Source organism: Brenneria corticis (genome assembly GCF_003115855.1).
Lineage (GTDB): Bacteria > Pseudomonadota > Gammaproteobacteria > Enterobacterales > Enterobacteriaceae > Brenneria > Brenneria corticis.
Genome location: NZ_KZ819079.1, coordinates 161,947 through 181,683 on the forward strand (window position 1 = coordinate 161,947; position 19,737 = coordinate 181,683).

15 protein-coding genes and 1 pseudogene are annotated in these 19,737 nt (G+C 56.9%); 12 read left to right on the forward strand and 4 right to left on the reverse strand.

What is annotated here, in order from left to right; genetic code table 11:
• Positions 1–242 precede the first annotated feature (242 nt).
• From gmk to DDT56_RS12135, 7 genes are all read left to right on the forward strand, one after another.
• Positions 243–866 (forward strand): guanylate kinase, encoded by a 624-nt coding sequence (gene gmk / locus DDT56_RS12105; RefSeq protein ID WP_136166696.1) that lies wholly within the window; start codon positions 243–245, stop codon positions 864–866.
• A gap of 54 nt (positions 867–920) precedes the next feature.
• Positions 921–1,196: a DNA-directed RNA polymerase subunit omega gene (gene rpoZ / locus DDT56_RS12110; protein ID WP_009115009.1), complete on the forward strand. Its 276-nt coding sequence runs from the start codon at positions 921–923 to the stop codon at positions 1,194–1,196.
• A gap of 18 nt (positions 1,197–1,214) precedes the next feature.
• Positions 1,215–3,314 (forward strand): bifunctional GTP diphosphokinase/guanosine-3',5'-bis pyrophosphate 3'-pyrophosphohydrolase, encoded by a 2,100-nt coding sequence (gene spoT / locus DDT56_RS12115; protein WP_009115010.1) that lies wholly within the window; start codon positions 1,215–1,217, stop codon positions 3,312–3,314.
• 5 nt (positions 3,315–3,319) lie between these two features.
• Complete coding sequence (gene trmH / locus DDT56_RS12120) at positions 3,320–4,012, forward strand: tRNA (guanosine(18)-2'-O)-methyltransferase TrmH (protein ID WP_136166697.1); 693 nt, start codon at positions 3,320–3,322, stop codon at positions 4,010–4,012.
• On the forward strand, positions 4,012–6,093 hold the full coding sequence (recG, locus tag DDT56_RS12125; RefSeq protein ID WP_136166698.1) for an ATP-dependent DNA helicase RecG: 2,082 nt from the start codon (positions 4,012–4,014) through the stop codon (positions 6,091–6,093). Before trmH ends, recG begins: the two co-directional genes overlap by 1 nt.
• 159 nt (positions 6,094–6,252) lie before the next feature.
• Positions 6,253–7,644 carry a nucleobase:cation symporter-2 family protein gene (locus DDT56_RS12130; RefSeq protein WP_136166699.1) on the forward strand — a complete coding sequence of 464 codons (1,392 nt, stop codon included), beginning with the start codon at positions 6,253–6,255 and terminating at the stop codon, positions 7,642–7,644.
• A gap of 285 nt (positions 7,645–7,929) precedes the next feature.
• Positions 7,930–9,618 carry an AsmA family protein gene (locus tag DDT56_RS12135; protein WP_136166700.1) on the forward strand — a complete coding sequence of 563 codons (1,689 nt, stop codon included), beginning with the start codon at positions 7,930–7,932 and terminating at the stop codon, positions 9,616–9,618.
• A gap of 28 nt (positions 9,619–9,646) precedes the next feature.
• Here DDT56_RS12135 and fabY read toward each other — a convergent pair whose 3' ends face one another.
• The 4 genes from fabY to typA all read right to left on the reverse strand — a co-directional run bounded on the left by fabY (position 9,647) and on the right by typA (position 13,714).
• A complete protein-coding gene (gene fabY, locus DDT56_RS12140; RefSeq protein ID WP_136166701.1) occupies positions 9,647–10,588 on the reverse strand; it encodes a fatty acid biosynthesis protein FabY in 942 nt (313 codons plus the stop codon).
• A 41-nt stretch (positions 10,589–10,629) separates the two neighbouring features.
• Positions 10,630–11,067, reverse strand: a complete 438-nt coding sequence (gene dtd / locus DDT56_RS12145) for a D-aminoacyl-tRNA deacylase (protein WP_136166702.1) — start codon at positions 11,065–11,067, stop codon at positions 10,630–10,632.
• A 68-nt stretch (positions 11,068–11,135) separates the two neighbouring features.
• Positions 11,136–11,744, reverse strand: a complete 609-nt coding sequence (gene yihX / locus DDT56_RS12150; RefSeq protein WP_136166703.1) for a glucose-1-phosphatase — start codon at positions 11,742–11,744, stop codon at positions 11,136–11,138.
• Between the two features lie 146 nt (positions 11,745–11,890).
• Positions 11,891–13,714, reverse strand: a complete 1,824-nt coding sequence (gene typA / locus DDT56_RS12155) for a ribosome-dependent GTPase TypA (protein ID WP_136166704.1) — start codon at positions 13,712–13,714, stop codon at positions 11,891–11,893.
• A gap of 368 nt (positions 13,715–14,082) precedes the next feature.
• Between typA and glnA the strand changes: the two genes are divergently transcribed.
• From glnA to DDT56_RS12180, 5 genes and pseudogenes are all read left to right on the forward strand, one after another.
• Positions 14,083–15,492 (forward strand): glutamate--ammonia ligase, encoded by a 1,410-nt coding sequence (gene glnA / locus DDT56_RS12160; RefSeq protein WP_136166705.1) that lies wholly within the window; start codon positions 14,083–14,085, stop codon positions 15,490–15,492.
• Between the two features lie 206 nt (positions 15,493–15,698).
• A complete protein-coding gene (gene glnL, locus DDT56_RS12165; protein ID WP_136166706.1) occupies positions 15,699–16,748 on the forward strand; it encodes a nitrogen regulation protein NR(II) in 1,050 nt (349 codons plus the stop codon).
• Positions 16,749–16,756: 8 nt separating this feature from the next.
• Positions 16,757–18,169 (forward strand): nitrogen regulation protein NR(I), encoded by a 1,413-nt coding sequence (glnG, locus tag DDT56_RS12170; RefSeq protein ID WP_136166707.1) that lies wholly within the window; start codon positions 16,757–16,759, stop codon positions 18,167–18,169.
• Positions 18,170–18,306: 137 nt separating this feature from the next.
• Positions 18,307–18,429, forward strand: a complete 123-nt coding sequence (locus DDT56_RS12175) for a YshB family small membrane protein (protein WP_009115022.1) — start codon at positions 18,307–18,309, stop codon at positions 18,427–18,429.
• A gap of 252 nt (positions 18,430–18,681) precedes the next feature.
• Positions 18,682–19,695, forward strand: a pseudogene (locus DDT56_RS12180) (glycoside hydrolase family 5 protein); the annotation flags it as partial.
• Between the last annotated feature and the right edge of the window lie 42 nt (positions 19,696–19,737).

The following is a 19,737-nucleotide window of genomic DNA, read 5'->3' on the forward strand; positions in this document are numbered from 1 at the left end:
GTGCAAAACGCCCCGCAAAGTTTTTGGCCGTTTGTCATCCGTATCAAAAACCACCGGAATCGGTTGCGCAAAGCATCAGGAAAAGGTTGGCAGCGGGCGTTTCTGGTGGCATAACGGTAGAACATTCTGCGATGCCGCTTATCACCGCGCGACTGATGGCATATTGCCGTGTATAATGTGAGGAAATGCACGTTTTGCTGCATCCATATCAATAATTAATTGCAATTAATAAAACTCCAATTATGGCCCAAGGCACGTTATATATCGTTTCCGCTCCCAGTGGGGCTGGAAAATCAAGTTTGATTCAGGCGCTATTTAAAACGCAGCCGCTTTATGACACCCAGGTATCGATTTCCCATACCACACGGGCCATACGACCGGGGGAAAACCACGGCGAACACTACTTCTTCGTCCCGGTTGATGAATTCAAACGGATGATCCGGGAAAACGAATTTCTGGAATATGCGGAAGTTTTCGGCAATTACTACGGCACGTCCCGGCTGGCCATCGAACAGACCCTGGCGTCCGGCGTGGATGTTTTTCTGGATATTGACTGGCAGGGCGCCCAGCAAATCCGCAGCCAGATGCCGCAGGCGCGCAGCATTTTCATTTTACCGCCGTCAAAAGAAGAGCTGGCGCGCCGCCTGCGCGGCCGCGGTCAGGACAGCGAGGAAGTCATAGCCCGCCGTATGGCGCAGGCCGTGGCCGAGATGACACACTACGCAGAATATGATTATTTGATTGTTAATGACGATTTCGATTTGGCGTTGCTCGATCTGAAAACCATTATTCGCGCTGAACGTCTGCATTTAAGCAGGCAAAAAGTACGGCATGACGCATTAATCACCAAACTATTGGCAGACTGACGGCTCTTTCAGTATGATGCCCAGTCATTTTATTTCCCTGTGGAGTAGCACATTATGGCACGCGTAACTGTTCAAGACGCTGTAGAGAAAATTGGTAATCGTTTTGACCTGGTGTTGGTCGCTGCTCGTCGCGCCCGCCAGATCCAGACCGGCGGTAAAGATCCGCTGGTTCCTGAAGAGAACGACAAATACACGGTGATCGCCCTGCGCGAAATCGAAGAAGGCCTGATCAACGCCCAGATCCTGGACGTTCGTGACCGCCAGGAGCAGCAAGAGCAGGAAGCCGCGGAAATTCAGGCGGTTACCGCGATTGCTGAAGGCCGCCGTTAATCAGACCACGAGTCGCCCTTGTATCTTTTTGAAAGCCTCAATCTGCTGATTCAACGTTATCTGCCGGAAGAGCAGATTAAACGTTTACGGCAGGCTTATCTTGTCGCGCGTGATGCCCACGAGGGGCAGACTCGCTCCAGCGGCGAACCCTATATCACTCATCCGGTTGCCGTCGCCTGTATTCTGGCCGAGATGCGTCTCGACTATGAAACGCTGATGGCCGCGCTGCTGCACGACGTGATAGAGGATACGCCCGCCACCTATCAGGATATGGAGCAGCTTTTCGGCAAGAGCGTTGCCGAACTGGTGGAAGGCGTTTCCAAGCTGGACAAGCTGAAGTTCCGCGACAAGAAAGAGGCGCAGGCGGAAAACTTCCGCAAAATGATCATGGCGATGGTGCAGGATATCCGCGTCATTCTGATCAAACTGGCCGACCGCACCCACAATATGCGCACGCTGGGTTCGCTGCGCCCGGACAAGCGCCGCCGCATCGCCCGCGAAACGCTGGAAATATACAGCCCGCTGGCGCATCGGCTGGGTATTCACCACCTCAAGACCGAGCTGGAAGAGCTGGGTTTTGAAGCGCTCTACCCCAACCGTTACCGCGTCATCAAAGAGGTGGTCAAGGCCGCCCGCGGTAATCGCAAAGAGATGATCCAGAAAATCCTCGCCGAGATTGAAGGACGTCTGACCGAAGCGGGGATCGCCTGCCGGGTAAGCGGCCGCGAAAAGCATCTCTATTCCATCTACTGCAAAATGCACCTCAAAGAGCAGCGTTTCCATTCCATTATGGATATTTACGCCTTTCGGGTGATCGTCAAGGAGCTGGATACCTGCTATCGCGTGTTGGGCCAGGTACACAGCCTGTACAAGCCGCGTCCGGGACGGGTAAAAGACTATATCGCCATTCCCAAGGCCAACGGCTATCAGTCGCTGCATACGTCGCTGATTGGTCCGCATGGCGTGCCGGTGGAAGTGCAGATCCGCACCGATGATATGGACCAGATGGCGGAAATGGGCGTGGCCGCGCACTGGGCCTATAAAGAAGGCGAAAGCAGCACCACCGCTCAGGTTCGCGCCCAGCGCTGGATGCAAAGCCTGCTGGAATTGCAGCAGAGCGCCGGCAGCTCGTTCGAATTTATCGAAAGCGTTAAGTCCGACCTGTTTCCTGACGAGATGTACGTCTTCACGCCGGAAGGGCGCATTGTGGAATTGCCGGCCGGCGCCACGCCGGTGGACTTCGCCTATGCCGTACATACCGATATCGGCCACGCCTGCGTCGGCGCCAGAGTCGACCGCCAGCCCTATCCGCTATCGCAGTCGCTGACCAGCGGACAGACCGTGGAGATCATTACCGCGCCGGGCGCCAGACCGAATGCCGCCTGGCTGAACTTTGTGGTCAGTTCCAGAGCGCGCGCCAAAATCCGCCAGATGCTGAAAAACCTCAAGCGCGACGATTCCGTCAGCCTGGGCCGGCGGTTGCTGAATCATGCGCTGGGCAGCGGCCGCAAACTGTCGGATATCCCGCCCAAGAATATTCAGCTTGAGCTGGACAGAATGAAGCTCGCCACGCTGGACGATCTGATGGCGGAAATCGGACTGGGCAACGCCATGAGCGTGGTGGTGGCGAAAAACCTGCTCAATGAACAATCCCAGTTGGATAACACCGGGCCGCGCAAACTGCCGATTAAAGGCGCAGACGGCGTGATGGTCTCGTTTGCCAAATGCTGCCGCCCCATTCCGGGCGATCCGATTATCGCTCACGTCAGTCCCGGTAAGGGTCTGGTCATCCACCACGAATCCTGCCGCAATATTCGCGGTTACCAGAAAGAGCCGGAGAAGTTTATGGCGGTGGAATGGGATAAGGTGACCGAGCAGGAGTTTATCGCCGAAATCAAGGTGGATATGTTCAACCACCAGGGCGCGCTGGCCAATCTGGCGGCCGCCATCAATACCGCCAATTCAAATATCCAGAGTATCAATACGGAAGAAAGGGACGGCCGCGTATACAGCGCCTTTATCCGTCTTACCACGCTCGACCGCGTTCATCTGGCGAACGTTATGCGCAAAATCCGCGTAATGCCGGATGTAATAAAAGTTAACCGTAACCGAAACTGACCGTTATGACACCGCAACGCTACGCGCGTATCAGAGAGATGCTCAGCTGCCGCCAGCCCGATCTGACCGTCTGCATGGAGCAGGTGCATAAGCCGCACAACGTGTCCGCCGTTATTCGTACCGCCGATGCGGTCGGCGTCCATCGGATCCATGCCGTCTGGCCCGGCAGCAGAATGAAAACGCTGGTTTCTTCCGCGGCCGGCAGCAATAGCTGGGTTCAGGTTAAAACGCACCGCACCATCCATGACGCGGTCGGCCACCTGAAAACGCAGGGCATGCAGATTCTGGCCACCCATCTTTCCCCGCAGTCCGTCGATTTCCGCGAAATTGATTACACCCGCCCGACCTGCATTTTGCTGGGGCAGGAAAAAACCGGCATCAGCAAAGAGGCCTTACAGCTGGCCGACCGGGATATCATCATTCCGATGACCGGTATGGTGCAGTCGCTGAATGTCTCCGTCGCCTGCGCCTTGATTCTGTATGAAGCGCAGCGCCAACGGCAGATGGCGGGCATGTATCGGCGCCAAGAGAGCCCGCTGGACGAAGCGGAACAGCAGCGGCTGCTGTTTGAAGGCGGCTACCCGGTACTGGCGCGCGTCGCCAAACGTAAAGGTTTACCCCGCCCTTATATCGACGACAGCGGCCAGCTCGTTGCCGATACCGCCTGGTGGGCGTCAATGCAATCCTCGGAGTGCTGATGAGAGGCCGCCTGCTGAATACCCAACCGCTGAGCACGCTTGCCGGCGTGGGTGCCAGTCAGGCGGCCAAACTGGCCCGCCTCGGGCTGGAAACCGTGCAGGATTTATTGCTGCACCTGCCGTTGCGCTACGAAGATCGCACCCGGCTGTACGCCATCGGCGATCTCCTTCCCGGCATGTACGCCACGGTGGAAGGCGAGGTATTGCGCCACGACGTCACCTTCGGCCGGCGCCGCATGCTGACCTGCCAGATCAGCGACGGCAGCGGCCTGCTGACCATGCGCTTTTTCAATTTCAACGCCGCGATGAAAAACAGTCTGGCGCCGGGCCAGCGGGTCACCGCCTATGGCGAAATTAAACGCGGCAAAATCGGCGCGGAAATCATCCACCCGGAATACCGCATCCAGGGCGATACCCCGCAAATAGAACCGCAGGAAACCCTGACGCCGGTTTATCCCGCCACCGAAGGCGTGCGCCAGGCGACCCTGCGCAAGCTCACCGACCAGGCGCTGGCGTTGCTGGACGCCAATCCTATCGATGAACTGCTGCCGGAAGAGCTGGGACGTTCGCTTATCAGCCTGCCCGAAGCTCTGCATATCCTGCACCGGCCGCCGCCCGACGTTCAGCTCGGCGAGCTGGAGCAGGGTAAGCATCCGGCGCAGCAGCGGCTGATTATGGAAGAGCTGCTGGCGCATAATTTAAGCATGCTGGCGGTGCGCGCCGGCGCGCAGAGCTACCGCGCCCTACCGTTGGCGGCCAATGACGCCCTTAAACAGCGTTTGCTGTCGGCGCTGCCTTTCTCGCCGACCCGGGCGCAGCAGCGGGTTGTGGGTGAAATTGAAGCCGATATGGCCAAAAATTTCCCCATGATGCGCCTGGTGCAGGGGGACGTCGGCTCAGGAAAAACGCTGGTCGCCGCGCTGGCGGCGCTACGGGCGATAGCCAACGGCAAACAGGTGGCGCTGATGGCGCCGACGGAGCTGCTGGCGGAGCAGCATGCGCATAATTTTCGCCAGTGGTTTGAGCCGCTGGGTATTGAAGTCGGCTGGCTGGCCGGCAAGCAGAAAGGAAAAGCGCGGGAAGCGCAGCAGGACGCCATCGCCAGCGGCCGGGTAGCGATGGTGGTCGGCACCCACGCCATCTTCCAGCAGCAGGTAAAATTCAACGGGCTGGCGCTGGTGATTATTGACGAACAGCACCGCTTCGGCGTGCATCAGCGTCTGGCGCTGTGGGAAAAAGGCGAAGAGCAGGGATTTCACCCGCACCAGCTGATTATGACCGCCACTCCCATCCCGCGCACGCTGGCGATGACCGCCTACGCCGATCTGGATACCTCGGTGATCGACGAACTGCCGCCGGGCAGAACGCCGGTCACCACCGTCGCCATCCCGGACTCGCGCCGCAATGACGTCATCCAACGGGTCGACAACGCCTGCCGGCAGGAAGGTCGGCAGGCCTATTGGGTGTGTACGCTGATTGAAGAGTCCGATCTGCTGGAAGCGCAGGCCGCCGAAGCGACCTGTCAGGAGCTGCAAGCGGCGCTGCCCGACATCAGCGTCGGATTAGTCCATGGGCGGATGAAGGCGCAGGAGAAACAAGCCGTCATGCAGGCGTTTAAACAGGGCGATCTGCAACTGCTGGTGGCGACGACGGTGATTGAAGTGGGGGTCGACGTGCCGAACGCCAGCCTGATGATTATCGAAAACCCCGAACGGCTGGGGCTGGCGCAGCTTCACCAGCTGCGCGGACGAGTGGGACGCGGCGCGGTGGCCTCTCACTGCGTACTGCTTTATAAAACGCCGCTCAGCAAAACGGCGCAAAAACGGCTTCAGGTACTGCGCGACAGCAACGACGGTTTTGTTATCGCCCAGCGCGATTTGGAAATCCGCGGACCGGGCGAGCTATTGGGAACGCGCCAGACGGGCAATGCGGAATTCAAAGTCGCCGATCTCCTGCGCGATCAGGCGCTGATCCCTCAGGTACAGCGCGTTGCCCGCCATCTCCACCAACGTTATCCCGACCATGCCAAAGCGTTGATTGAGCGCTGGCTGCCGGAGCGCTCCCGCTATACCAACGCCTGACGATGGGGTATTGCGCGCCAAATCCAACCCGCTGTACCGTTAAATAATCAGCTACCGCCAACCAGACAAATTTCATATCGGCGGCGCGTTTAGCAAACGTTTGCTTTTGTCAAAGAGATCATTAAAATGCCCTCTTTGTCGTTTCAGGAACGCCATATTATGACCGACGCCACCACGGAAAACCCGCAAACAGAGATGCCCGCCGCGCCCAAGCGCAGTGAATTAATCTACCGTCTGGAAGACAGGCCGCCGCTGGCGCAAACCCTGTTTGCCGCCAGCCAGCATCTGCTGGCGATGTTCGTCGCGGTGATCACCCCCGCGCTGTTGATCTGCCAGGCGCTGGGGCTGCCGGCGCAAGATACGCAACATATCATCAGCATGTCGCTGTTTGCCTCCGGTCTGGCCTCTATTCTGCAAATCAAAACCTGGGGACCGGTGGGGTCGGGGCTGCTGTCCATTCAGGGCACCAGCTTTAACTTCGTCACGCCGTTGATTATGGGCGGCCTGGCGCTGAAAAACGGCGGCGCGGACGTTCCCACCATGATGGCGGCGCTGTTCGGCACCTTGATGGTCGCCTCCTTTACCGAAATCATCCTGTCGCGCTTTCTGCATCTGGCCCGCCGGATTATCACGCCGCTGGTATCGGGGATTGTGGTGATGATTATCGGCCTGTCGCTGATTCAGGTCGGCCTGACCTCCATCGGCGGCGGCTATGCGGCGATGAACAACAACACCTTCGGCGCGCCGAAAAATCTGTTGCTGGCCGGCATCGTGCTGTTGGTTATTATCCTGCTTAACCGCCAGCGCAACCCATACCTGCGCGTGGCCTCCCTGGTGATCGCCATGGCGGTCGGCTATCTCGGCGCCTGGCTGATGGATATGCTGCCGGGCGGCGCACCGGCCGAACAGAATACCTTCATCATGGTGCCGACGCCGCTCTATTACGGCCTGGGCTTTGACTGGAATCTGCTGATCCCGCTGATGCTGGTGTTTATGGTGACGTCGCTGGAAACCATCGGCGATATCACCGCGACGTCCGACGTGTCGGAACAGCCGGTCAGCGGGCCGCTGTATATGAAACGGCTGAAAGGCGGCGTGCTGGCCAACGGCCTGAACTCCTGTCTGTCCGCCGTATTCAATACCTTTCCCAACTCCTGTTTCGGGCAGAATAACGGCGTTATCCAGCTTACCGGCGTCGCCAGCCGCTACGTCGGCTTTGTGGTGGCGCTGATGCTGATTGTTCTGGGGCTGTTCCCGGCGGTCAGCGGCTTTGTGCAGCATATTCCGGAGCCGGTGCTGGGCGGCGCCACCATCGTTATGTTCGGCACCATCGCCGCCTCCGGCGTGCGCATCGTGTCGCGTGAACCGCTGAACCGGCGCGCCATCATGATTATCGCGCTCTCGCTGGCCGTGGGGCTGGGCGTTTCGCAGCAACCGCTGATTCTGCAATTTGCGCCGGACTGGATGAAAACCCTGCTCTCTTCCGGCATCGCCGCCGGCGGTATTACGGCGATTGTGCTGAATCTGGTTTTCCCCCACGACGAAAAATAATTTGTATCCGCGTCAATAATTTCTGTTATGTATACCCTAAATAATTCGAGTTGCAGGAAGGCGGCGACGCAACGAATCCCCGGGAGCTTACACCAGTAAGTGACCGGGGTGAGTGAGGAAAGCCAACGCACCTGCGGCTTGAAGTATGACGGGTATAGGGATAAAAGCGACCGACGATGCAACACCGGTCGCTTTTTACTGTCTGTAACTGCATTATCTGTTGAGCCTTTAAGGTAATTGCGGCATAAAAACAGTTATCCCTGACGATTGACATGGACTGACACGATGAGATTTATCGGGAAATTATTGCTGACCCTACTGCTGCTGGCATTGCTTGCGCTGGTAATATTATACGTATTACTGCAAACCGGCTGGGCTTCAGCGCGCATCGGCAATTGGGTAAATCAAAACACGGACTATCAGGTCTCCCTGGGGAAAATCGACCATAGCTGGTCCAAACCCGATCGTATTGTGCTGCAAGACGTCATCTTTGGTCATAAAAACCAGCCGCCGACGCTCACCGCCAAACAGGTTTCCGCCGGGCTGAGCGCGCGTCAGATAACCGAGCCGCGCCATTTCGCCATCCTGGAACTGGAAGGCGGCACGCTGAACCTGTCGCCGACCGCGGCATCCCTGCCAATCGAAGCGGACGTATTGCAACTGCGCACCATGGCGATTCAGGCGCAGGACGACGACTGGCATTTAAACGGTCAACAGATCAACGGCGGCATTATGCCCTGGCGGCCTGAAGCGGGACGCCTGTTAGGCAAGCAGGGGAATTTCCAACTCAGCGCCCGTTCGTTGCGGCTTAATGATATCCCCGCCAGCCAGGTGCTGGTGCAGGGCAAAATCAATCAGAATCAGCTTACCCTGGGCAACTTCGGCGCGGACGTGGCGCAAGGCCAGTTAACCGGCAGCGCCAGCCGGGCGGAAGACGGAAGCTGGCAAATCGACAACCTGCGTCTCAGCAAGGTGCGTTTGCAAACGCCAAGAACCATCCGGGAATTCTGGCAACCGATCACCGCTTTGCCCGCCGTCGCCGTTTCCCGTTTTGATTTGATTGATGCCCGTATCGAAGGGCCGGGATGGGCGTTTATCGATCTCGACGTTACGCTGCGCAACGTCACCTTCAAACAGGACGACTGGCAAAGCGACGACGGCGAACTGTCGTTCAACGCCACCGATATCGTTAACGGCAATATGCATCTCATCGACCCTATCGTTAATCTGGCTCTCTCTCCCGACGGGGTTGAAATCAAACAGTTCACCACCCGCTGGGAAGGCGGTTTGCTGCGCACCGACGGTAACTGGCAGCGCAGCAGTCACCGTTTGCAGTTGGACGAATTCGTCGTCGCGGGCATGGAATACACCTTACCCGCCGACTGGCGTCAGCGCTGGCAGACCACGCTGCCGGACTGGATGGCGGAAGTGGCGGTGAAAAAATTCACCGCCAACCGTAATTTGCTGATTGATATCAATCCGGATTTCCCTTTTCAGCTTACCGCGCTGGACGGATACGGCAGCGACCTGCTGCTGGCCCGCGATCATCAGTGGGGCGTGTGGGCCGGCTCGCTGAACCTGAACGCCAGCGATGCGACCTTCAATAAAGTCGATGTCCGCCGGCCGTCTCTGGCGTTAACGGCCGACGACCGCCAGATCTCGCTTACCGACCTTAGCGCCTTTACGCAAAGCGGCCTGCTGGAGGCCAAAGCGACGATCGATCAACGCCCTGCCCGGGAATTTTCGCTTACGCTGAGCGGGCGCTCCGTCCCGGCGGATATTTTAACCCGCTGGGGATGGCCCGCTCAGGCTTCGGCAGACAACGCCAATCTACAGCTACAGCTGAACGGGCGGCTCGCCGCCGATACGCCGCTGAAACCGACGTTAAACGGCTTGTTGCAGGGCGTTGGCGGCGACGGGCAGCCAATCAGGCAGCAGATACATCAAGGCGCCGTAACGGAAACGCCGCAGTAAACCGACCGTATCAGGTGACGGGCCGCCGTCATCTGATTTCGGAGCCGCCCTGCTCCAGCGGCTCTTTCGGCGTGGCGGGCAATACCATATAGACGCCCTCGAACAACGCGCCTTTCTTATCGTCGCCGTACAGCTCCACATTTAACTGCACCCTGGCCTTACGTCCCCGCGCCAGGCGATCCAAATCCCCGCTCAACGAGCCGAGATCGGCAATGGCGCTCGGCCTGCCCCTTACCGGCGTACTGTAGCGAATATGCGCGTCGGCCAGAATAATGGTTCCGCCCAAATGCCTTTCACGCAGCAGCAGCCAGATCAATCCCCAGCCGGTCAGGGTAGCGAGAGAAAACATGCTGCCGGCGAATAACGTATGATGGGGGTTCTGATTGCCGGTTTCCGGCATGGTGGTGATAAATTTCTGGCCGGTATACTGGCTTATGCGCACGCCCATTTTTTCACTGAGCGGAATGCGATTATACCAGGCCTGCTGCAACTGCCCGCACCAGTCAGGGCGGTGCAGAATATCATCCAGCGTCTCTACCGGCTTGATCATCAAAAAATGGCGTATCGGCGTGGTTTGCGGCGCGGTGATTTCCCCCTGATTCATAAAACCGAGCTTGGAGAAAAAGCCCACCGTATCCTCGCGGGCGCTACAGACGACGCGCTTGACCCCTTCCTGACGCGCCACCGACTCCAGCGTCATGGCCAGCAGCGTTCCCAGCCCTTTTCCCCGCACGTCGGGGTGAACGGCCAGAAACCGGATGGCCGCTTCGTTGTCGGCATTGATGGACAGCCGGCCGATCGCCACCAGCCGCCCCTGTTCGTCCACCACCGTCTGATGATGCGCCAGTGCGTCGTAGGCGTCACGCTCCGAGCCCAGCGGCTGGTGCAGCGGTTTACGCAGCATCTCCCAACGGAATTGATAGTACGCATCAAGTTCTTCTGCGCTTTCAGGTACTCTCAGGTGATACATAAACATGCCTCATAAAAAAGAGTGGCCGGACGTTGCCGCCTTTACACTTGCAGCCAGAACGTCACCGGCCCGTCATTAACCAATGCAACCTGCATATCCGCCGCAAAACGCCCGGTTTCCGTGTGCATATCCTGTTCGCGGCACAGCCCGACAAAATAGTGATACAGGCGTTCGGCCTCCGCTGGGTGCGCGCCGCGGGAAAAACCGGGCCGCATGCCTTTCTGCGTATCCGCCGCCAGCGTAAATTGCGATACCACCAGTACGCTGCCGCCGGCCTGGCGCACATTGAGGTTCATTTTGCCATTATCATCACTGAATATCCGATAACCCAGCACCCGCTGGCAAAGCCGCGTCGCTTTTTGTTCATCATCCCCTTGCTCAACCCCCAGCAACACCAGCAATCCGTTGCCGATCTTCCCGACGACGCTATCTTCCACCGTCACGCTGGCGCTGGAAACTCGCTGAATTAACGCGATCATTGAACGTTACCGCTCCCTTTTTCACTATTCAGGAAGGATTTACCGCAGCAGCGCGCCGTAAACCCAGGTTACTCGCTGGTCACCGCCAGCGAGGCAAAATAGTCCGGCACCGCCTGACGATCGGTCACCAGAATGCTGTGGATACCCAATGCCTGCGCCGCGGCGATATTCGCGGGATTATCATCAAAAAAGACGGCTTGATCGGCCGTCACGCTTTCCTGCGTCAGGACATGGCGGTAGATGGCCGCTTCAGGCTTACGCAAACCGATATCCTGAGAGAGATAAAGACGATCGGCGGCCTGTTCCACCTCCGGAAACAGCACCGGCCAATGCGCGCAATGCAGGCGGTTGGTGTTGGAAAGGATCACCACCCGATGTCCTTCCTGACGCAGCCGCCGAATGATATCGATAACTTCTGGACGCAAGGCGACGAAAATGGCCTGCCATCCCGTGGAAAACTGTTCAAAACTCAGAGAGATGCCCATTTCATGACATAACCGTTCGGCAAAGGCTTCATCGGTGATTTCGCCACGCTCATGCTGTTCAAAGGTTTCGCCCATAACAAAACGCTCTTTCAGCGTTGCCAGCGGCGCGCTGCTCAGCTTGCTCCAGACGCCCAGTACCCGGTTGAAATCGATATCAATAACGACATTACCCAAATCGAAGATATAAAGCATGGCACCTTCCTTCTGATGTAACCGCAGGATTTTCACTGTAGCGGGAAATGGTAAAACTGAACAGCGGGGGAGATCAAAGCGTGGAATATCAGAAAAAGCACAGGGCGCCCGAAAGCGCCCTGTTATAGGGTAAACTCACTGAAAAATCAGCTTTCTTTACCACCGCGATTCGCACGGCGACGATCGTTCTCGGTCAGGTGACGCTTACGCAAACGGACGGACTGCGGCGTAACTTCAACCAGTTCGTCGTCATCGATAAACTCCAGCGCCTGTTCCAGCGACATTTTAATCGCCGGCACCAGCGTCGTTGCCTCATCCGTACCGGATGCGCGCATGTTGGTCAGTTTCTTACCGGTCAGACAGTTCACCGTCAGATCGTTGGAACGGGAGTGAATACCGATGATCTGGCCTTCATACACTTCCGCGCCGTGACCCAGGAACAGTTTGCCGCGGTCCTGTAGGCTATAAAGCGCAAACGCCACCGCTTTACCCTGACCGTTGGAGATCAGCACGCCGTTCTGACGCTGGCCGATATCGCCCGGACGCACGTCATCGTAGTGGCTGAAGGTGGAATACAGCAGACCGGTGCCGGAGGTCATGGTCATAAACTCGGTACGGAAGCCGATCAGACCACGGGCAGGGATCAGATAATCCAGACGGATACGGCCTTTGCCGTCCGGGATCATGTCCTTAACATCGCCTTTGCGCTCGCCCATGGCTTGCATAACGGCGCCCTGATGCTGCTCTTCGATATCCAGCGTCACGTTTTCAAACGGTTCCTGGTTGCGGCCGTCGATAACGCGGTTGATAACCTTCGGACGCGATACCGCGAGTTCAAACCCTTCACGGCGCATGTTTTCAATCAGCACCGACAGGTGCAGCTCGCCACGGCCGGACACGCGGAACGCATCCGCATCTTCGGTCTCTTCCACGCGCAGCGCCACGTTGTGAACCAGCTCTTTATTCAGACGCTCAAGGATCTGACGAGAGGTCACATACTTCCCTTCTTTACCGCAGAACGGCGAGGTATTGACGCAGAAGAACATGGTTACCGTCGGTTCGTCCACGCTCAGCGCCGGCAGCGCTTCAACCGCGGCGGGATCGCAGATGGTGTCGGAAATATTCAGCTCGCCCAGGCCGGTGATGGCGATGATATCGCCCGCTTCCGCCAGGGTGGCTTCGATACGTTCCAGACCCATATGGCCCAGGACCTTACCGACTTTACCGTTGCGGGTTTTCCCTTCGCTGTCGATAACCGTAACCTGCTGGTTAGGCTTAACCACGCCGCGTTTGATGCGGCCGATGCCGATAACGCCGACATAGTTGTTGTAGTCCAGCTGGGAGATTTGCATCTGCAACGGACCGTCACGGTCAACCTTCGGTGATTCAACGTGTTCGACGATGGCTTCAAACAGCGGCGTCATGTCGTCGGCCATGTCGTTATGATCCAGACCGGCGATGCCGTTTAACGCGGAAGCATAAACGATGGGGAAATCGAGTTGCTCGTCGGTTGCATCCAGGTTTACGAACAGGTCGAACACCTGATCGACCACCCAGTCGGGACGCGCGCCAGGGCGGTCAACCTTGTTGATAACCACGATCGGCTTCAGACCGTTAGCGAATGCTTTTTTGGTCACGAAACGAGTCTGCGGCATCGGGCCATCCATCGCATCAACAACCAACAGCACCGAGTCAACCATCGACATTACACGCTCAACCTCGCCGCCGAAGTCGGCGTGTCCGGGGGTATCCACGATGTTGATGCGGTAGTCTTTCCAATTAATGGCGGTATTTTTGGCGAGGATGGTAATTCCACGCTCTTTCTCCAAATCGTTGGAGTCCATTACACGTTCGGTTGCTTCAGTGCGTTCTCCGAAAGTTCCGGATTGTTGCAACAACTTATCGACCAGGGTGGTTTTCCCATGGTCAACGTGCGCAATAATGGCGATGTTACGCAAATTTTCGATCACAGCTTTGCCTCAGGCATTTAGAAATAGCGCGCTATTGTACACGTATTAATCGAGGGACTAAACAAGATCACAAGCATCTATGATAAACAACCTGATGCTGCTTACTTTGTGATCCCTTTCACGGTGCAAAAACGCTACAAGCGCCCACCAATGCACCATGTTAGTGCAGTTAATTGCCAATAAAGCACCAATTTGGTGCTATCAGCTATAATGGTGCAGCGCGTCTTGACGGGAAACCCCCAAAGGGCAACACATTGCACTAATTTAAAAAGTTGGCACACTTTTAGCTTTAGTCTACTCACAGCAATAACATCAATCCACAACGATATTCGTTCCACGACGATAAATGACAACCGGGAGAAGCAAGTATGTCCGCAGAACACGTTTTGACGCTGCTGAAAGAACATGATGTGAAGTTCGTTGATTTACGCTTCACTGATACCAAAGGCAAAGAACAGCACGTCACCATTCCGGCTCATCAAGTTGACGCCGACTTCTTTGAAGAAGGTAAAATGTTTGACGGCTCCTCGATTGGCGGCTGGAAAGGCATTAACGAATCCGACATGGTATTGATGCCGGACTCCAGCACCGCGGTCCTTGATCCTTTCTACGAAGAGAGCACGCTGATCATCCGCTGCGACATTCTGGAACCGGGCACCATGCAGGGCTACGACCGCGATCCGCGTTCCATCTCCAAACGCGCCGAAGATTTCCTGCGCTCTTCCGGTATCGCCGATACCGTGCTGTTTGGGCCGGAACCCGAATTCTTCCTGTTCGACGACGTTCGCTTCGGCAGCAGCATCTCCGGCTCTCATGTCACCATTGATGACATTGAAGGCGCCTGGAACTCCAACAAAGAATACGAAGGCGGCAACAAAGGCCACCGTCCGGCGGTCAAAGGCGGTTACTTCCCGGTTCCTCCGGTCGATTCATCGCAGGACATCCGTTCCACCATGTGTCTCACCATGGAAGAAATGGGCCTGGTTGTTGAAGCGCATCACCACGAAGTAGCCACCGCCGGCCAGAACGAAGTGGCGACCCGCTTCAACTCCATGACCAAAAAAGCCGACGAAATCCAGATTTACAAATACGTCGTTCATAACGTCGCGCATGCCTTCGGCAAAACCGCAACCTTCATGCCGAAACCTATGTTCGGCGACAACGGTTCCGGTATGCACTGTCATATGTCCCTGTCCAAAGACGGCGCAAACCTGTTCTCCGGCGACAAATACGGCGGTCTGTCTGAAGTCGCGCTGTTCTACATCGGCGGCATCATCAAACACGCTAAAGCCATCAATGCGCTGGCCAACCCGACCACTAACTCCTACAAACGTCTGGTCCCAGGCTACGAAGCGCCGGTCATGCTGGCCTACTCGGCACGTAACCGCTCCGCCTCCATCCGTATTCCGGTCGTCGCCAGCCCGAAAGCTCGCCGCATCGAAGTGCGCTTCCCGGATCCGGCCGCTAACCCATACCTGGCGTTCTCCGCGCTGCTGATGGCCGGCCTGGACGGCATCATCAACAAGATCCATCCTGGCGACGCCATGGACAAGAACCTGTACGATCTTCCGCCGGAAGAAGCGAGCGAAATCCCAACCGTAGCCGGTTCGCTGGAAGAAGCGTTGAATGCGCTGGATGCAGACCGTGAGTTCCTGACCCGCGGCGGCGTATTCACCGACGACACCATTGATGCCTATATCGAACTGCGTAAAGCGGAAAATGACCGCGTGCGTATGACGCCGCATCCGGTTGAGTTCGAACTGTACTACAGCGTTTAATCGCCACAGCGATTAGCCGTACGGTAAAACCGTAACCCAATCGTGCTGACGCTTGGGTTACCGTCAGGCTGGTAAAATTTTTTGTTGCCGTGGAAACTTTTCAGCCCATCTTTAGGATGGGCTTTTTTCTCCACCGTCTCTGGAGTTGCGGCATCATATCCATCATCTACACTACTATGCACCAATAGGGTGCAGGAGTCTGCGTTATGGCAACAGGCACGCTGCCCGATGCTGGGCAGATCCTAAATTCTTTAATAAACAGTATCTTGTTATTGGATAACGATCTGTCTATTCATTATTCCAATCCGGCGGCACAACAACTACTGGCGCAAAGCTCGCGTAAATTGTCCGGTACGCCGCTGCCGGAGCTGCTGGGATATTTTTCTCTGAATATAGATTTGATGCGTGAGAGTCTGGATTCAGGGCAAGGTTTTACGGATAACGAAGTCACGATTGTTGTCGACGGCAAAGCGCACATCATGTCGCTTACCGCCCAACGGATACAAAATAACTTCATTCTGCTGGAAATGGCGCCGATGGATAACCAGCGCCGCCTGAGTCAGGAACAGCTCCAGCATGCGCAACAGCAGGCCGCCCGCGATCTGGTCAGGGGGTTGGCTCACGAGATCAAGAATCCGCTTGGCGGGTTGCGCGGCGCGGCGCAGCTGCTCTCCAAGGCATTGCCCGATCCGGCGCTGACCGAATACACCAAAGTCATCATCGAACAGGCGGATCGCCTGCGTAATCTGGTGGATCGCCTGCTCGGCCCGCAGCAACCGGGACTGCATGTCACGCAAAGCATTCATCAGGTCGCGGAACGGGTATGCAAGCTCGTTTCATTAGAAAAACCGGACAACGTGACGCTGGTGAAAGATTACGATCCCAGTCTGCCGGAGCTGACGCATGACCCGGACCAGATTGAGCAGGTACTGCTGAATATCACCCGTAACTCGTTGCAGGCTTTGGGTGAAGCGGGCGGTACCATCACCGTGCGTACCCGCACCGCCTTTCAGCTCACCCTGCACGGCGTACGTTATCGTCTTGCCGCGCGCGTCGATATTGAAGACGACGGCCCCGGTATTCCCGCTCAACTCCAGGATACGCTGTTTTACCCGATGGTAAGCGGACGCGAAGGCGGCACCGGTCTGGGATTATCGATCGCCCGCAACCTTATCGATCAGCACTCCGGTAAAATTGAATTTAACAGTTGGCCGGGTCATACCGAATTCTCGGTTTACCTGCCCATTCGCCAGTGAGGTTCACAATGCAACGAGGGATAGTCTGGATTGTCGATGACGATAGCTCCATCCGTTGGGTGCTCGAACGCGCGCTCACTGGTGCAGGCCTGACCTGCGCCACCTTTGATAACGGAAATCAGGTTCTGCACGCGCTGACAACGCAAACGCCGGACGTACTGTTATCCGATATCCGCATGCCGGGAATGGATGGACTGGCGTTATTGCAGCAAATAAAACAGCGGCATCCGATGCTGCCGGTCATCATTATGACCGCGCATTCCGATCTTGACGCGGCGGTCAGCGCCTATCAGCAGGGAGCTTTTGATTATTTACCCAAGCCGTTCGATATTGATGAGGCGGTGGCGTTGGTTGAGCGCGCCATCAGCCATTATCAGGAGCAACAGCAACCCGTTCGCAGCCAGCCGATTAGCGGCCCGACAACGGATATCATCGGCGAAGCGCCGGCGATGCAGGACGTATTCCGCATTATCGGCCGCCTTTCCCGCTCTTCCATTAGCGTACTGATTAACGGGGAATCCGGCACCGGTAAAGAGCTGGTGGCCCATGCGCTGCATCGGCACAGCCCGCGGGCCAAGGCGCCGTTTATCGCCTTGAACATGGCGGCGATCCCCAAGGATTTAATCGAGTCGGAGCTGTTTGGCCATGAGAAGGGCGCGTTTACCGGCGCGAATCAAATCCGTCAGGGACGGTTTGAACAGGCTGACGGCGGGACGCTGTTTCTTGATGAAATCGGCGATATGCCGCTTGACGTTCAGACGCGTTTACTGCGCGTGCTGGCTGACGGTCAGTTTTATCGGGTTGGCGGCTACGCGGCGGTTAAAGTCGATGTGCGGATTATCGCGGCCACGCATCAGAATCTTGAGCTGCGGGTACAGGAAGGCAAGTTCCGCGAAGACCTCTTCCATCGGCTGAACGTTATTCGCGTTCATTTGCCCCCGCTGCGCGAACGCCGTGAAGATATTCCCCGCCTGGCGCGCTATTTTTTACAGGCCACGGCAAAGGAATTGGGCGTCGAGCCTAAAAACCTGCATCCGGAAACGGAAGCGGCGCTGACGCGCCTGCCCTGGGCGGGCAACGTGCGTCAGTTAGAGAATACCTGCCGCTGGTTGACCGTGATGGCCGCCGGACAGGAGCTGTTGATCCAGGATTTGCCTCCCGAACTGTTTGAAACCACCGCCCCCGACTCCACGGTGCAAATGCTGCCGGACAGTTGGGCGACACTGTTGGCCCAGTGGGCGGACAGAGCGCTGCGTTCCGGTCATCAAAACCTGCTGGCGGAAGCCCAGCCGGAGATGGAAAGAACCTTGCTCACCACGGCATTGCGTCATACTCAGGGTCATAAGCAGGAAGCCGCCCGTCTACTGGGCTGGGGACGCAATACCCTGACCCGCAAGCTGAAAGAACTGGGCATGGAATAGCCAATGTTGCGTAGCGACCGCTTAACGGAACGGGGCGAGGATAAAAATACAATCTGGCGCACGAAATTGTCGTTAATTTGTCCTTTACTTGCCCCGAGTCAGCAGTATGATCGTGTCGCTGATTCGGGAGGAGTACTATGCTGGATTCATTAATTTCCGTGGCGACGCACGGCGCTGAAATAAGCACGGCGGCGAGCCACTCGCCGCAGGCTGCCATCGCCGCCGTGCTGTGCGCCGCACTGATTAACTTCTTTAGTTAGTGCGTCGCGGTTCACCCCATAAACGCCATTAATTTTTCTTAAGAAGCCAGTCGTTTTTTCTGACTGGCTTTTTTACGCCCAAACGACGACTTTCAGACCATTCCTCTGCCCGAATGCGCCATAACCTGCACAAGATAGAGCGCTATTCCGGCAAATCTATTATAAAACCCATCACCTGCCGAAAGAACGGGACGTCGAATAGCCATCTTTTACTAAAGTTATATTTAACTATTATGGTAAGGAGGCACCAACATGGATATATCGGTCCGCAGCCGCTCGCTCAGGCAAGCGGCGACCGCGATAGCGACTCTGATACTCGGCTTTTTCCTCTGGACATCCTGCGTGAACGCCGCCACTACGCCGGTACAAAAATACGGCCAGCTGTCCGTCAAGAATGGGCGGTTGGTTAACGTAAACGGCGAACCGGTGCAGTTGAAAGGGATCAGTTCTCACGGCCTGCAATGGTACGGTCAGTACGTTAACCGGGAGGCGATTAAATGGCTGCGGGATGACTGGGGGATCTCGGTGTTCCGCGCCGCCATGTATACGGCGGACGGCGGCTATATCTCCAACCCTGCCGTCGCCGACAAGGTAAAGGAAGCCGTCACCGCCGCGCAGGAGCTTGGCGTCTACGTCATCATTGACTGGCACATTCTGTCGGACGGCGATCCCAACACCTATAAAGCGCAGGCGAAAACCTTTTTCACCGAAATTGCCGAACTCTACGGCAATTCGCCCAACGTCATTTACGAAATCGCCAACGAACCGAACGGCAACGTGAACTGGAACGGACAGATCCGTCCGTACGCCGAGGAGGTGACGCAGGTGATTCGCGCCAAAGACCCCGATAATATCATCATCGTCGGTACCGGCACCTGGAGTCAGGATATCCATGACGCGGCAAATAACCCGCTGCCGGATGCGAACACCTTGTACGCGCTGCATTTCTATGCGGGTACGCACGGACAGTCTCTGCGCGACCGGCTTGATGCCGTGCAAAACCAGGGGCTGGGAGTGTTCGTCAGCGAATGGGGCACGAGTGACGCATCCGGTAACGGCGGACCGTTCCTGCCGGAATCGCAAGTCTGGATCGATTTTCTCAACGATCGCGGCGTCAGCTGGGTGAACTGGTCGCTGTCGGATAAGCAGGAAGCTTCGGCGGCGCTGGCTCCCGGCGCCAGCACCACCGGCGGTTGGACGGAAGCAAACCTGTCCGCTTCGGGCAAATTCGTCAGAGAGCAGATTCGCGCCGGATCCGATCTCGCCAACTAAGGACTAAACCGCACAGGGAGAGGGCGCCTCTCCCTG

Bases quoted from the DNA above. Each gene is read 5' to 3' on its own strand.
- dtd (WP_136166702.1), bottom strand. From the start codon at position 11,067: ATGATCGCGTTAATTCAGCGAGTTTCCAGCGCCAGCGTGACGGTGGAA.
- fabY (WP_136166701.1), bottom strand. From the start codon at position 10,588: ATGTATCACCTGAGAGTACCTGAAAGCGCAGAAGAACTTGATGCGTAC.
- recG (WP_136166698.1), top strand. From the start codon at position 4,012: ATGAGAGGCCGCCTGCTGAATACCCAACCGCTGAGCACGCTTGCCGGC.
- DDT56_RS12175 (WP_009115022.1), top strand. From the start codon at position 18,307: ATGCTGGATTCATTAATTTCCGTGGCGACGCACGGCGCTGAAATAAGC.
- DDT56_RS12135 (WP_136166700.1), top strand. From the start codon at position 7,930: ATGAGATTTATCGGGAAATTATTGCTGACCCTACTGCTGCTGGCATTG.
- rpoZ (WP_009115009.1), top strand. From the start codon at position 921: ATGGCACGCGTAACTGTTCAAGACGCTGTAGAGAAAATTGGTAATCGT.
- glnA (WP_136166705.1), top strand. From the start codon at position 14,083: ATGTCCGCAGAACACGTTTTGACGCTGCTGAAAGAACATGATGTGAAG.
- glnG (WP_136166707.1), top strand. From the start codon at position 16,757: ATGCAACGAGGGATAGTCTGGATTGTCGATGACGATAGCTCCATCCGT.
- trmH (WP_136166697.1), top strand. From the start codon at position 3,320: ATGACACCGCAACGCTACGCGCGTATCAGAGAGATGCTCAGCTGCCGC.
- DDT56_RS12130 (WP_136166699.1), top strand. From the start codon at position 6,253: ATGACCGACGCCACCACGGAAAACCCGCAAACAGAGATGCCCGCCGCG.
- gmk (WP_136166696.1), top strand. From the start codon at position 243: ATGGCCCAAGGCACGTTATATATCGTTTCCGCTCCCAGTGGGGCTGGA.
- yihX (WP_136166703.1), bottom strand. From the start codon at position 11,744: ATGCTTTATATCTTCGATTTGGGTAATGTCGTTATTGATATCGATTTC.
- glnL (WP_136166706.1), top strand. From the start codon at position 15,699: ATGGCAACAGGCACGCTGCCCGATGCTGGGCAGATCCTAAATTCTTTA.